The organism is Parasphingopyxis sp. (genome assembly GCF_052168275.1).
In the GTDB taxonomy this organism is placed as follows: Bacteria; Pseudomonadota; Alphaproteobacteria; order Sphingomonadales; family Sphingomonadaceae; genus Parasphingopyxis.
On the sequence record NZ_JBQLZM010000010.1, the window covers coordinates 1 to 12535 of the forward strand.

Annotated in this window: 11 protein-coding genes; 6 read left to right on the plus strand and 5 right to left on the minus strand. The window is 65.2% G+C overall.

Annotation, left to right across the window (positions count from 1 at the left end; genetic code table 11):
- The 3 genes from topA to plsY all read right to left on the minus strand — a co-directional run.
- The coding region (topA, locus tag ACTS1X_RS01010; protein ID WP_442612525.1) for a type I DNA topoisomerase at positions 1-2361 on the minus strand (2361 nt) is incomplete at its 3' end.
- Between the two features lie 71 nt (positions 2362-2432).
- Positions 2433-3527 (minus strand): DNA-processing protein DprA, encoded by a 1095-nt coding sequence (gene dprA, locus ACTS1X_RS01015; protein ID WP_442612526.1) that lies wholly within the window; start codon positions 3525-3527, stop codon positions 2433-2435.
- The gene (plsY, locus tag ACTS1X_RS01020) at positions 3520-4143 is read right to left on the minus strand and encodes a glycerol-3-phosphate 1-O-acyltransferase PlsY (RefSeq protein ID WP_442612527.1); all 624 of its coding nucleotides are present in this window, start codon (positions 4141-4143) and stop codon (positions 3520-3522) included. The genes dprA and plsY overlap by 8 nt, the downstream gene beginning before the upstream one ends.
- A gap of 111 nt (positions 4144-4254) precedes the next feature.
- On the opposite strand from plsY, the gene murI reads away from it, so the two are divergent.
- The 6 genes from murI (at position 4255) to ACTS1X_RS01050 (ending at position 9419) form a co-directional block, all read left to right on the plus strand.
- Positions 4255-5052: a glutamate racemase gene (gene murI, locus ACTS1X_RS01025; RefSeq protein ID WP_442612528.1), complete on the plus strand. Its 798-nt coding sequence runs from the start codon at positions 4255-4257 to the stop codon at positions 5050-5052.
- An 82-nt stretch (positions 5053-5134) separates the two neighbouring features.
- Positions 5135-6349, plus strand: a complete 1215-nt coding sequence (gene hemA / locus ACTS1X_RS01030) for a 5-aminolevulinate synthase (protein ID WP_442612529.1) — start codon at positions 5135-5137, stop codon at positions 6347-6349.
- Positions 6350-6455: 106 nt separating this feature from the next.
- A complete protein-coding gene (rpiB, locus tag ACTS1X_RS01035; RefSeq protein WP_442612530.1) occupies positions 6456-6914 on the plus strand; it encodes a ribose 5-phosphate isomerase B in 459 nt (152 codons plus the stop codon).
- 10 nt (positions 6915-6924) lie between these two features.
- Entirely contained in the window at positions 6925-8238 is a 1314-nt protein-coding gene (glyA, locus tag ACTS1X_RS01040; protein WP_442612531.1) for a serine hydroxymethyltransferase, read from the plus strand.
- Positions 8239-8700, plus strand: coding sequence for a transcriptional regulator NrdR (gene nrdR, locus ACTS1X_RS01045; RefSeq protein ID WP_442612532.1), 462 nt, complete (start codon positions 8239-8241; stop codon positions 8698-8700). It begins immediately after the preceding gene.
- Positions 8697-9419, plus strand: coding sequence for an RNA methyltransferase (locus ACTS1X_RS01050; RefSeq protein ID WP_442612533.1), 723 nt, complete (start codon positions 8697-8699; stop codon positions 9417-9419). Before nrdR ends, ACTS1X_RS01050 begins: the two co-directional genes overlap by 4 nt.
- Here ACTS1X_RS01050 and ACTS1X_RS01055 read toward each other — a convergent pair.
- The gene (locus tag ACTS1X_RS01055; protein WP_442612534.1) at positions 9416-10945 is read right to left on the minus strand and encodes a DUF4139 domain-containing protein; all 1530 of its coding nucleotides are present in this window, start codon (positions 10943-10945) and stop codon (positions 9416-9418) included. The genes ACTS1X_RS01050 and ACTS1X_RS01055 overlap by 4 nt on opposite strands.
- A 7-nt stretch (positions 10946-10952) precedes the next feature.
- Positions 10953-12215 (minus strand): DUF4139 domain-containing protein, encoded by a 1263-nt coding sequence (locus ACTS1X_RS01060; RefSeq protein WP_442612535.1) that lies wholly within the window; start codon positions 12213-12215, stop codon positions 10953-10955.
- Between the last annotated feature and the right edge of the window lie 320 nt (positions 12216-12535).

Sequence of the window (12535 nt, forward strand, 5' to 3'; positions counted from 1 at the left end):
TGTGCCGTCGGTGACATAGGGGCCGTAGCGGCCGTCCATCAGCTTGATCTCTTCCTCGGTGCGCGGATGCTTGCCGAGAATCTTGAGCGGCTCGCGCGCGCCGCGCCCTCGCCCGCCCTGGGTCTTGGCTTCGGCGATCTTCACGACCGCCGCGTTCATGCCGATCTCGAAGACTTCCGCCGTGGTCTCGAGCTTCGCATATTTACCGTCATGCCGGAGATAGGGCCCATAGCGCCCGATCGCCGCTTCGATCTCCTTGCCGGTTTCCGGATGCTCGCCGACGATCCGGGGCAGCGACAACAGCTTGAGCGCCATTTCGAGATCGACATCGGCGCGGGCGACATCCTTGGGGATCGACGCACGCTTCGCCTCCTTGCCCTCGCCGCGCTGGACATAGGGTCCGAAGCGGCCGGTCTTGAACTCGATATCCTCGCCGGTCTCGGGATCCTGGCCGAGAACCTCGTCTTCGCCATGGTCTTCGCCCTCGCCGCCGCGCTGGCCGAACTGCCGCGTATATTTGCATTCGGGATAGTTGGAGCAGGCAATGAAAGCGCCGTAGCGCCCGCCGCGCAGCGCCAGCCGGCCTTCGTTGCAGCGCGGGCAGAGCCGCGGATCGGACCCGTCGTCCTTTTCGGGAAACAGCAGCGGTTCGAGAAACGTGTCGAGCTCGGCCGTGATGTCCGACGGCTTCTGCTCCATCACCTCGTCGGTCTTCGGTTTGAAGTCCTGCCAGAAGGCGGCGAGGATTTCCTGCCACTGCGCGCGGCCGCCCGAGATATCGTCAAGCTCTTCCTCGAGCCCCGCGGTAAAATCGTAGCTCACATAGCGTTCGAAGAAACGCTGGAGGAACGAGGTGACGAGCCGTCCGCTCTCCTCCGGGAAGAAGCGGTTCTTCTCGACCCGCACATATTCGCGGTCCTTGAGCGTCTTGAGGATCGAGGCATAGGTGGACGGACGGCCGATGCCGAGCTCTTCCATCTTCTTCACGAGGCTCGCTTCGGAATAGCGCGGCGGCGGCTGGGTAAAATGCTGCTCGGCCTCGACGCTCTTTTTCGCGGGTGCGTCGCCCTTGTTCATCACGGGCAGGAGTTTCGAATCCTCGTCGCCGTCATCGTCGCGGCCCTCGGTGTAGAGCGCCATGAAGCCCGGGAACTTGACGACCTGGCCGGTCGCGCGCAGCGCCGTCTGCCCCGTCCCCTCTTCCATCTCCACCGTCGTGCGTTCGAGCCGGGCCGACGCCATCTGGCTGGCCAGCGCCCGCTTGAAGACCAGGTCGTAGAGACGGGCGTGATCGCCGCCGCCGACCTTGTCGCGCGAGAAATCGGTCGGACGGATCGCCTCGTGCGCTTCCTGCGCATTCTTCGCCTCGCTCTTGTAGACCCGCGGAGCGTCCGGAACGTAGCTCGCGTCATAGCGGTTCGCGATCGCGCCGCGCGCCGCGGAAATCGCCGAGCCGTCCATCTGCACGCCGTCGGTCCGCATATAGGTGATCGCGCCGTCCTCGTAGAGCTGCTGCGCGATCCGCATCGTGTGGCTCGCCGCAAAGCCGAGCTTGCGCGCCGCCTCCTGCTGCATCGTCGAGGTTGTGAAGGGCGGCGGCGGATTGCGGGTCAGCGGCTTGGTCTCGACCGAAACGATCTGGAACAGCCCGGCCTCGACATCGGCCTTCGCCGCCATCGCCTCGCCTTCGTTGCCGATCGTCAGCCGCTCGATCTTGTCCCCCTTCCAGCGGACCAGCCGGGCGGTGAACTCCGTTCCGTCCTGCTCCATCTGGGCGGCGATCGACCAGTATTCCTGTGGCTTGAACGCCTCGATCTCGCGTTCGCGTTCGACCACCAGCTTCAGCGCGACCGACTGGACGCGGCCGGCCGACTTCGCCCCAGGCAGCTTGCGCCACAGAACCGGCGAGAGGGTGAACCCGACCAGATAGTCGAGCGCGCGCCGGGCCCGATAGGCATCGACCAGATCCTCGTCGAGCTCGCGCGGATGGGCGATCGCCTCGAGCACGGCCGCCTTGGTAATCGCGTTGAACGCCACCCGCTCGACCTTGGGCGGCAGCGCCTTGCGCTTTTCCAGAACCTCCTGGACGTGCCAGCTGATTGCCTCGCCCTCGCGATCGGGGTCGGTTGCGAGGATCAGTTCCTCGGCCTCCTTCGCCGCGTCGGTGATCGCCTTCAGCTGCTTGGTCTTGTCCGCATAGGCCTGCCACGTCATCGCGAAACCGTTGTCGGGATCGACCGACCCGTCCTTGGGCGGCAGGTCCCGGACATGGCCGTAGGATGCGAGGACGCGATAATCGCCGCCAAGATATTTTTCGATGGTTTTCGCCTTGGCCGGCGACTCGACAACAACAAGTTTCATAGGGCGGACGTTTCTCTCAGATCAGGCCGGGCTCTCATACGCGTACGAGGATGGGATGCAAATGCGGTTCGTCAAGCCGGGTCCGAAAGACTGACCTTCCCTCCGGCATGCCGTTCGAGACGCCCCGCCAGCTCAAGTTCAAGCAGGATCGTCTGGACGGCGGCGGGCGCGACGGCGGACTGCCGGATCAGTTCGTCGACCGTGACGGGCACCGGCCCGAGGAGCTCGACAACCGTTTTCCGCTGAGCGGCCTCGACGTCCGGCGAGGCGGGCTTCTGCCGGTACGGGTAGTCCGGCTCCTCGATCCTCAGGACGTCGAAGGGCCGCAACGTCGTCACCACATCCTCTGCGGTCTGGATCAGCGTCGCACCGTCGCGGATCAGCTGGTTGCAGCCCTGGGCGCGTGGATCGAGCGGCGAACCCGGTACCGCCATGACCTCGCGCCCGAACTCGTTGGCTTGTCGCGCGGTGATCAGCGATCCTGACCGGGGCGCGGCCTCGACGACGATGGTGCCCATGCCAAGTCCGGCGATGATCCGGTTGCGATAGGGAAAATGCCGGGCCTTGGGCTCGCTGCCCGGCGGCTGTTCGGCGATCAGCAGCCCGCGCTCGGCGATGTCGAGCTGCAAATCCTCATTTTCGGGCGGATAGAAGACATCGATGCCGCCGGCGATCACGGCGATCGTCCCGCTGTCGAGCGACCCGGTATGCGCGGCCGTATCGATCCCGCGCGCCAGTCCGGAAACGACCACATAGCCCTCCCCGCCCAGCCTGAACGCCAGCTCGCGGGCGAAGCGCCGCGCGGCCGCCGAGGCGTTTCGCGCGCCGACCATCGCGATCAGCGGCTTGTCGAGCAGCGCCAGGTCGCCGCGGACGATCAATGCCGGCGGCGCCGTCTGGATCTGGGCGAGAGCGGCCGGATAGGGCCGCTCGTGAACGAAGATGTAGCGCGCGCCCAACCGCTCCACTTCGGCCATTTCCGCTTCGATCGCCCGGGGATCGGCGAGCTTCGGCGCACGGCCGCCGCCGCGCCGGGCGAGATCGGGTATCGCCTCGAGCGCGGCTTCCGCCGTGCCGAAACGCGCCATCAGCTGGGCATAGGTGACCGGACCGATATTCTGCGACCGGGCCAGCCGGAGCTTGGCCGCATGCCGAGTCTCAGCCACGGCCCGAACCGCCGACCTTGGGCTCCTCGCCACGGAGCAACCGCCCGATATTGCCGCGATGCTTCCAGAGCACGAGCAGGGCGAGCCCGGCGAAGAGGACCGTCACGAGCGCCTCGCCCCGCCAATAGGCCGCAATCGGCAGGGCGAGCGCGGCACTCATTCCGCCGACCGAGGAATAGCGGAACAGCGCGACCATCCCGAGCCAGACGACGGCGAAGACGAGGAGATAGACCCAGCCGAAGGCCAGCGCGATCCCGAGCAAGGTCGCCACGCCCTTGCCGCCGCGGAATTTGAGCCAGACCGGATGACAGTGCCCGACAAAGGCGCCGACCGCCGCGAGCCGCATCATTGCGTCGGGATCGTCGCCGAGCAGCCGCGCGAGGATCACGGCAAGAAACCCCTTGGCGACATCCAGCAGCAGCGTCGCGGCCGCCAGACCCTTGCGCCCGGTCCGCAGCACGTTGGTCGCACCGATATTGCCGGAGCCGATCGTCCGCAGGTCGCCCGCGCCCGTGGCGCGCGTCAGCAACAGCCCGAACGGCACCGAGCCGAACAGATAGCCGAGGACCAGGGCGAGCGCCGGAGCCAGCCAGAGCGGGTCGTCGATAATGGTCATGCCTCCTCATGCCGGTACGGTCCGGTCATAGCGCACCAGTCCGTTGCTGCAATCGCCACGGCGCTTTCCGTCCATTGCGGCCCGCCCCGCTTGGCCATATGGCAGATCGCCATGCGCGCCGACCAACCCCTGCTGCTGCTCGACACCGGTGTCGGCGGGCTCTCGATTCTCGGCCCGATCCGCGCATTGCTGCCCCGGGCACCGATCGCCTACGCGCTCGACCAGGCGGGATATCCCTATGGCCAGAAGAGCGAGACCGAACTCGCGGCCCGCGTTCCGGCGCTGCTCGGGCGGCTCGCCGAACATGTCGATGCGCGCCTCGCCGTCATCGCCTGCAACACGGCGTCGGTCATCGCGCTCGATCCGGTGCGCGCCGCGCTCGCCATCCCGATCGTCGGCACCGTGCCCGCGATCAAGCCCGCAGCGGCGATCTCCAAGTCCCGGGTGATCGGCGTGCTGGGCACCGCCGCCACCGTGCGCCAGCCCTATGTCGACAATCTGTCGCGCGAATTCGCGAGCGACTGCACGGTGATCCGCCACGGCACCCATGAACTCGTCGCCCTGGCCGAGCAGAAGATGCGCGGCCTGCCCACCGATCCGGGCGCCTATGCCCGGGTGCTGGACGGGCTGTTCGGCCAACCCGGTGGCGAGAAGATCGACACGGTCGTTCTGGCCTGCACGCATTTCCCGCTCGTCGAGGAGGAACTGGCCGCCGCCGCCCCGCATCCGGTCACCTTCGTCCACGGCGGCGAGGGCATTGCGCGGCGGGCCGCCTATCTGACCGAAGGCCAGCCCTGGCCCGCGGAACCCCGGCCGGGCACCGCGATCTTCATTTCGGACGGCAGCGATCCGGAACCTCTGCGCGCGGGCCTTGCGCGATACGGCCTTGAAAATTTCGAGACACTTTAGGCTTGTTGCGAGTCGTTCGCGCTGGAAATGGCCAATTCCAGCCATTACATGACCCCCAATCCTAATCCCCGGGGGACGAATCTTGGACTATCAGCGCGTATTTTCGAAAGCCATCGAACGGCTCCACGAAGAAGGCCGCTATCGGGTGTTCATCGATATCCTGCGCAACAAGGGCGCCTTCCCCAATGCCCGCTGCTTTGCCGGGCATAACGGACCGAAGCCGATCACCGTCTGGTGCTCCAACGACTATCTCGCGATGGGCCAGCATCCCAAGGTGATCGAGGCGATGGAAGAGGCGCTGCACGATGTCGGCGCGGGTTCGGGCGGCACGCGCAATATCGGCGGCAACACCCACTACCATATCGATCTGGAGAATGAGCTGGCCGACCTGCACGGCAAGGAAGGCGCGCTGCTCTTCACCTCCGGCTATATCTCGAACGAAGCGACGCTGACGACGCTCGGCAAGCTGCTGCCGGGATGCGTGGTCTTTTCCGACGAACTCAACCATGCCTCGATGATCGCCGGCATCCGCAACGCGGGCTGCGAAAAGCATGTCTGGCGGCACAACGATCTCGACCATCTGGAAGAATTGCTGGCCGCCGAGGATCCCGAAGCGCCCAAGCTGATCGCCTTCGAAAGCGTCTATTCGATGGACGGCGACGTCGCGCCGATCGCCGAGATATGCGACCTGGCCGACAAGTATAATGCGCTCACCTATTGCGACGAGGTCCATGCGGTCGGCATGTACGGGCCGCGCGGCGGCGGGATCACCGATCGCGATGGGGTCGCCGACCGGGTCACGATCATCGAGGGCACGCTCGCCAAGGCGATCGGTGTGATGGGCGGCTATATCGCCGCCGACAAGATGATCGTCGACGTGATCCGCAGCTATGCGCCGGGCTTCATCTTCACGACCAGCCTCTCGCCGGTTCTCGTGGCCGGTGCGCTCGCCAGCGTCCGTCATCTCAAGGAATCGAGCGAGGAGCGCGAGGCGCAGCAGGCCTCGGCGGCCACGCTCAAGACGATGTTCGCCGAAGTCGGGCTCCCGGTCATGGATTCGACGACCCATATCGTGCCGCTGATGGTCGGCGATCCGGTCAAGGCCAAGCGAATCAGCGACATCCTGCTCGCCGAGTACGGCGTCTACGTCCAGCCGATCAATTACCCGACCGTTCCGCGCGGCACCGAACGCCTGCGCTTCACGCCCGGCCCGACGCATGACGAGGCGATGATGCGCGAACTGACCGACGCGCTGGTCGAGATTTGGGACCGGATGGAGCTGCGGCTCGCGGCCTAACGGGCGGGCCACGCGGCCAAACAAATGTGGAAAAAACCACAATGGGTGGTGGCGAAAGCCGGCCATCGCGACTAAATGGGCAAGCGCACCGCCCATGGAGGCTCCCATGCCGCACAGCATCGCCATCGCATCCGACCACGCCGCCATCGAGCTGAAGGCGACGCTCGTCGCGTGGCTGGAGGACCACGGCCATGACGTGACCGATCTCGGCCCGCATTCGACCCAGTCGGTCGACTATCCCGATTATGGCTATGCGCTGGCCGAAGCGATCGCCTCGGGCGACGAAGAGTTCGGCGTCGCGCTGTGCGGCTCCGGCATCGGGATCTCGATCGCGGTGAACCGCAATCCGGCCTGTCGCTGCGCGCTGGTCTCCGACAATCTCTCCGCCCGGCTGTCGCGCGAACATAATGACGCGAACGTGATCGCGATGGGCGCGCGGCTGATCGGCGTCGAAACCGCCAAGGACTGCCTCGCGGCCTTCCTGTCCACCGAATTCGGCGGCGATCGCCACCAGCGCCGCGTCGACAAACTCTCCAATCCGGCCCCCGCACGGGAACCCGCCTAAAGGAATTTCGATGAGCACCAACCCCGCCAATCTCAACGACGTCCAGCCGGACGGATTCTTTTCGGACCGGGTGGAAACCACCGATCCCGATGTCGCGAAGGCGCTCAAGGCCGAGCTGACGCGGCAGCAGAAGCAGATCGAGCTGATCGCCTCGGAGAATATCGTTTCGAAAGCGGTACTCGAAACGCAGGGCTCGGTGCTGACCAACAAATATGCCGAAGGCTATCCGGGCCGCCGCTATTATCAGGGCTGCGCCCCGTCCGATTCGGTCGAGACGCTGGCGATCGAACGCGCGAAACAGCTGTTCGGCTGCGGCTTCGCCAACGTCCAGCCGCATTCGGGCGCCCAGGCCAATGGCGCGGTGATGCTGGCGCTGACCAAGCCCGGCGACACGATCCTCGGCATGTCGCTCGATGCGGGCGGCCATCTGACGCACGGCGCGAAACCGGCCCAGTCGGGCAAATGGTTCAACGCGATCCAGTATGGCGTGCGCGAGGACGACCATCTGATCGATTACGACCAGGTCGAAGCGCTCGCCAGGGAGCATCAGCCCAAGCTCATCATCGCGGGTGGATCCGCCTATCCGCGGATCATCGACTTCGCCCGCTTCCGCGCGATCGCGGACATGGTCGGCGCCTATCTGATGGTCGACATGGCGCATTTCGCAGGCCTCGTCGCTGCGGGCGTGCACCCGACGCCGTTCGGCCACGCCCATGTCGTCACGACGACGACCCACAAGACGCTGCGCGGGCCGCGCGGCGGCATGGTGCTGACCGACGACGAGGCGATCGCCAAGAAGATCAACTCGGCCGTCTTCCCCGGTCTCCAGGGCGGTCCGCTGATGCATGTGATCGCCGCCAAGGCGGTGGCCTTCGGCGAAGCGCTGCGCCCCGAATTCAAGAGCTATGCCGCCGCTGTCGTCGAGAACGCGAAGGTGCTGGCAGGCCGGTTGAAGGAGCGCGGCGCCGATGTCGTCGCCGGCGGCACCGACACGCATCTCGCGCTGATCGATCTCCGCCCGCTCGGCGTGACCGGCAAGGATGCGGACGAGGCGCTCGAGCGCGCCGGCATCACCTGCAACAAGAACGGCATCCCCTTCGATCCCCTGCCCCCGGCCAAGACGAGCGGCATCCGCGTCGGCTCTCCCGCCGGCACGACGCGCGGCTTCGGCCCCGCGGAATTCCGGGAGATCGGCGACATGGTGGCCGATGTGCTCGAAGGCTTGCGCGAAAAGGGCGAGGATGGCGATCCGGCGGTGGAAGCCGAAGTGCGCCAGCGTGTCGAGGCCCTGTGCGATCGTTTTCCGATCTATCCGGAACTGTAGATGCGCTGTCCTTTCTGCGCGCATGACAGCAGCCAGGTAAAGGACAGCCGGCCCACCGAGGACGGGGCGACGATCAGGCGGCGGCGGCAGTGCGAGAGCTGCGCGGCGCGGTTCACGACCTTCGAGCGGATCCAGCTGCGCGAGCTGACGGTAGTCAAGAGCAAGGATCGCCGCGAACCATTCGACCGCGACAAGATCCATCTGTCGGTGTCGCTGGCCTGCCGGAAACGCGGGGTCGAGCAGGAACAGATCGACCAGCTCGTATCCGGAATCCAGCGCCGGCTCGAGACCAGCGGCGAGACCGAGATCCAGTCGAAACGGATCGGCGAGATGGTGATGGAGGGGCTGCAGCAGCTCGACAGCGTCGCCTATATCCGCTTCGCCAGCGTCTACAAGGATTTCCGCGAAGCCAAGGATTTCGAGGAGTTTGCCGGCACCGTGAAGGACCTGTTCGAGGAGTGAGCGAGCCCGTTGCCCCTCCCCCGAAGATCGTCCTCGTCCGCCCGCAGCTCGGCGAGAATATCGGCAAGGCGGCGCGGGCGATGCTCAATTTCGGGCTGACCGACATGGCGATCGTCGCCCCGCGCGACGGCTGGCCCAATCCCGACGCCTTTCCGGCCGCCTCCGGCGCCGACAGCGTGCTCGAGAATGCGGAAGTTTGCGAAAGTGTCGCGCAGGCGGTGGCCGGCTGTTCGCATGTCTACGCAACCACGGTCAGAAAGCGGGGTCTGGACAAGCCGGTGCTGACTCCGGCCGAAACCGCCGCCAACATCCGCCAACTTCCGGCACCATCGGCGATCCTTTTCGGCCCGGAACGCTCCGGTCTCGACGCGGACGATGTCGCGCTCGCGGGCACGATCGTCACCGTCCCGGTGAACCCCGATTTCAGCTCGCTCAACCTCGCCCAGGCGGTGGTCCTGATCGCCTATGAATGGTCGAAGGGCGCCGGGCTCGCCATCCCGACCGAGAAGGAGCTGCTGCCGCCCGCCCCCCAGGCCGAACTCGACGCGCTGATCGCGCATCTCGAAGCGGCGCTCGAACCGACCGGCTATTTCTTCCCGCCCGACCGCACGCCGACGACGAAGCGCAACTTGCGCACGATGCTGACCAAGCCGGGCTGGACCTCGCCCGACGTCCAGGCGCTGCGCGGAATCGTCGCGGCGCTCGAGAAGAAGCGCTAGGGAAGTACGCGTAGCCGAAGCGACCGTTCACCTTCTCCCGGCACTCTCACGAGCCAATACCGCCGCCCCTCTCGCTCGACGGTGCGCGCACGGCCCGGAATATCGAGGTTCACGGTTTGCGCGCCAATATCGATCTCCACCTCGGCCCGGACGGAATTGGCGTTCGTGACGGTAAGCCGCCATTCGTTCGCATCACCACTATCCTCGCCGCGAACCGTCGACAACATCACTTGGGTGCTCGGTGCGACCGCGAGTTCGACAAGTTCCCCCACGGCGCTATCGGGCAAGCGGCTCTCCGCCAACTGCATGCGCCGGTTCGCCGTCGCGCCGAAGACGCTGACGGCTCCGGACGGCAAGGCCACGCCCAAACCGTTGCGCTGCACGTTCCGGGCACGAAACATAAGGTTCAGCGGTTGAAGGGGCACGTCGGCGTCGAACTGGGCAATACCCGCATAGTAGCGGTCGAAACGCGCATCGGGCCGCACCAGCAAGGCCACCTGTTTCTGCGCATTGGCGGCTATCGTGACGCGTTCGGGGAAGCGGTACAGTTTGAGATCGCCGAGATCTTCCTGCGTGGAGATTACAGAGATCGACGTGGCCATTTCCATCATCGCCCCGCTTCTACGCTGCGCGGTCACGATGATGGGAATTCCAGGGCCCGGGTCCGAACGCAAATCGCGGCGCCGCACCCCGGTTCGCGTCGACCCGCGCGGCCAGCAATTGAGGCGCAGACTGAGATTTCGGTAACGATCGGCCACATCGTCTGCCGCCTCGCGATTGAGCGTACCGGCAACCGCCTGCAACCGGGCATCGGCAAAGCTCTGACCGTTGCTGTTCGCCAGCGTCATCCAGGCGAGAATATCCATCCGGCGGCCGTCCTCGTCGAGTTCGGCTACATAATGAGCGGTCCAGTCGAAACCCGTCGACAGATAGGACAAGGTTACCGTCGCGCGCGTCGCTTCCGCACTGATCGTGCGAACCGAAAAGGTAGGCCGCGCCGACACACCCGCCGGCCGACCGTCATACGCAAATGTTTCGGGTAATCCCGAACATTGGAAGGCCTCGATCCCCTCGGCTGTCTCGAAAATAACGCCATTGTCGGGCCCGGCCCGAATGATGGCATCCTGCTCGCGCATCGCGCCGGTTTCGCTGTCGGCCCGTCTTATGGTGACCCGGTTGCCGAGCGATCCGTCGATCAGCGATGCAGGAGACAGGAGGCGCGCGTCGCGGTTACGTTGCACCGTGCCGCCGGGCAGCCCGGTCACGATCGCACTGACCGGAACTATGCCGTCGGCTACGCCTTCGAAACGAACCTCCGCCGCACCGGCTGGCAGAACGATCTCGCGTGTTTCCGTGATCAGCGCGAAGCCGTTCAAATAGTCAAGATCCATCCCACCACCACCTTCGCGACCGGGGTCGCGATAAATCGTCACCGCGACATCGTCCGGGCCTTCCGAAATCACCTGAGCGGGAAGCGCGGACGCCATCTGCGCGACCATCGCGAACGCCGGGATGACGTATCGCATCGCTGCCTCAATACCGGGTATCGAACGTTGCAGTGATTTCGGTCGTGCCGTTGGCGGGCACATCGACTTCCCACCGCACGCCGTCGGCCGAGAGCTGTTCGCTCTGCTGGCTTTCCGCCACGACCTTTGTGATCGGCCAGCGCCATAACAGGCCGCGCTGATCGAGCTGGACGCGTACAGGCGCCGGTCTGGCGTTCGACAGTGTATACCGCATCTGCGTGCGATAATGCCACGGCGCCATCCGGGACCGCGACACGACCGCTGTTTCGACATTGACGTCGAACGCACGGCCGGTCGTCAACGCAAGTTCCGACCCCATTGGCGTATGCCCGATCGCGCTCTCGCCGATAAACTGCGGATCACCCCGCGCATCGCGCATATAGACGCGGACGATGCCGGCGGGCAGCGCATCACCCAACCCGCCGTCGCGGCTGTTCGAAAAGCGCAATATGCTGTCCGCGCTCTGCGCCTCCTCGGTATTGTTGAAACCGTAAACGCGATAGGCATAGCCGTTAGTGGCGTTCGCGCCCTGAACGTCGAGGAAATTGACCTGTTTGGTCTGCCGGTCGGCAATCGTCGTGCGCTCGGCCAGCGGGTAAAGGTAGAAATCCCCGAGCTGTTCCCGGTCGCTCGTTTGCGTGCCCGGACGGGTCATCGTCTGCGTGTTGCGGACATTGCGCCGTTGCCGATAGGCGTTCGAATCGACCATTTCCACGGTCCCGGCCACTAGAATGGTATCGGCATTGTCGAACGTGGTGCCCGTCGTGTTGGTCAGTGTGACCCAGCCCTGGACATCGATCGTTCCCGCGCCAGCATCATACAGCGCCACATAATCGGCACTCCAGCCAAGCCCTGGCGTCAGATAGCTGAGGCTAAGCGGACGGCGCCCTGCGCGCCGGCTGTCGAGCGTCACAGACAGGGTGGGGTCGGCGCGTAAATTGGGCGGAATCTGATCGAACACGACGCGCACCGGACGGCCATCGTCGCGCAGCACCTCGATCCGGCCGGCAACCTCCACGATCACGCCGTTATTCACGGACAATATTGTTGCGGTTTCGCGCGTTTCGACACCGGTCGCGGGATTGGTGCTGATCAGGGTTACCTGTTCGCCCACCGCATTTTCCATCAGCGCCGCCGGGGACAGAAGATCGTAATCGAAATTCTGCTCGACGATCGCGATGCCGTCGCCGCCCAGCGTCACCGTTTCCGGACGGATTTGCGCGGAAACATCGGGAAATTCGAGCCGCGTCCTGCCGGCGCCGAGGGACATTGTCCGCACATCCTGGATAAGCGCTACATCGTTGTTGTAGATGGTGACCGACACATCACCCTGCCCCTGGGCTTGCGCCTGAAGTGTCCCCGGCAGAAACAAGGCTGCGGTTGCGAGCAGAATACGATTCATAATCCGTTCCCCAATCCATTCGACTATCGACCATTTTCGCCATTGGGAGAAGGTCGAGACGACTTGTCGGAACAGAGTGAGCCGCATCCGTTACGATTAAGTGACTTTTTTCATGGACTTGATCGCATCACCCCTAGCCCCGCATCTCGTCGTAGCGCACGAATTCATAGGCGATCGAGCTTTCGACG

Excerpts from the sequence above, each read along its gene's own strand:
- murI (WP_442612528.1), top strand. The coding sequence starts at position 4,255 with ATGCGCGCCGACCAACCCCTGCTGCTGCTCGACACCGGTGTCGGCGGG.
- glyA (WP_442612531.1), top strand. The coding sequence starts at position 6,925 with ATGAGCACCAACCCCGCCAATCTCAACGACGTCCAGCCGGACGGATTC.
- ACTS1X_RS01055 (WP_442612534.1), bottom strand. The coding sequence starts at position 10,945 with ATGCGATACGTCATCCCGGCGTTCGCGATGGTCGCGCAGATGGCGTCC.
- nrdR (WP_442612532.1), top strand. The coding sequence starts at position 8,239 with ATGCGCTGTCCTTTCTGCGCGCATGACAGCAGCCAGGTAAAGGACAGC.
- rpiB (WP_442612530.1), top strand. The coding sequence starts at position 6,456 with ATGCCGCACAGCATCGCCATCGCATCCGACCACGCCGCCATCGAGCTG.
- plsY (WP_442612527.1), bottom strand. The coding sequence starts at position 4,143 with ATGACCATTATCGACGACCCGCTCTGGCTGGCTCCGGCGCTCGCCCTG.
- ACTS1X_RS01060 (WP_442612535.1), bottom strand. The coding sequence starts at position 12,215 with ATGTCCCTCGGCGCCGGCAGGACGCGGCTCGAATTTCCCGATGTTTCC.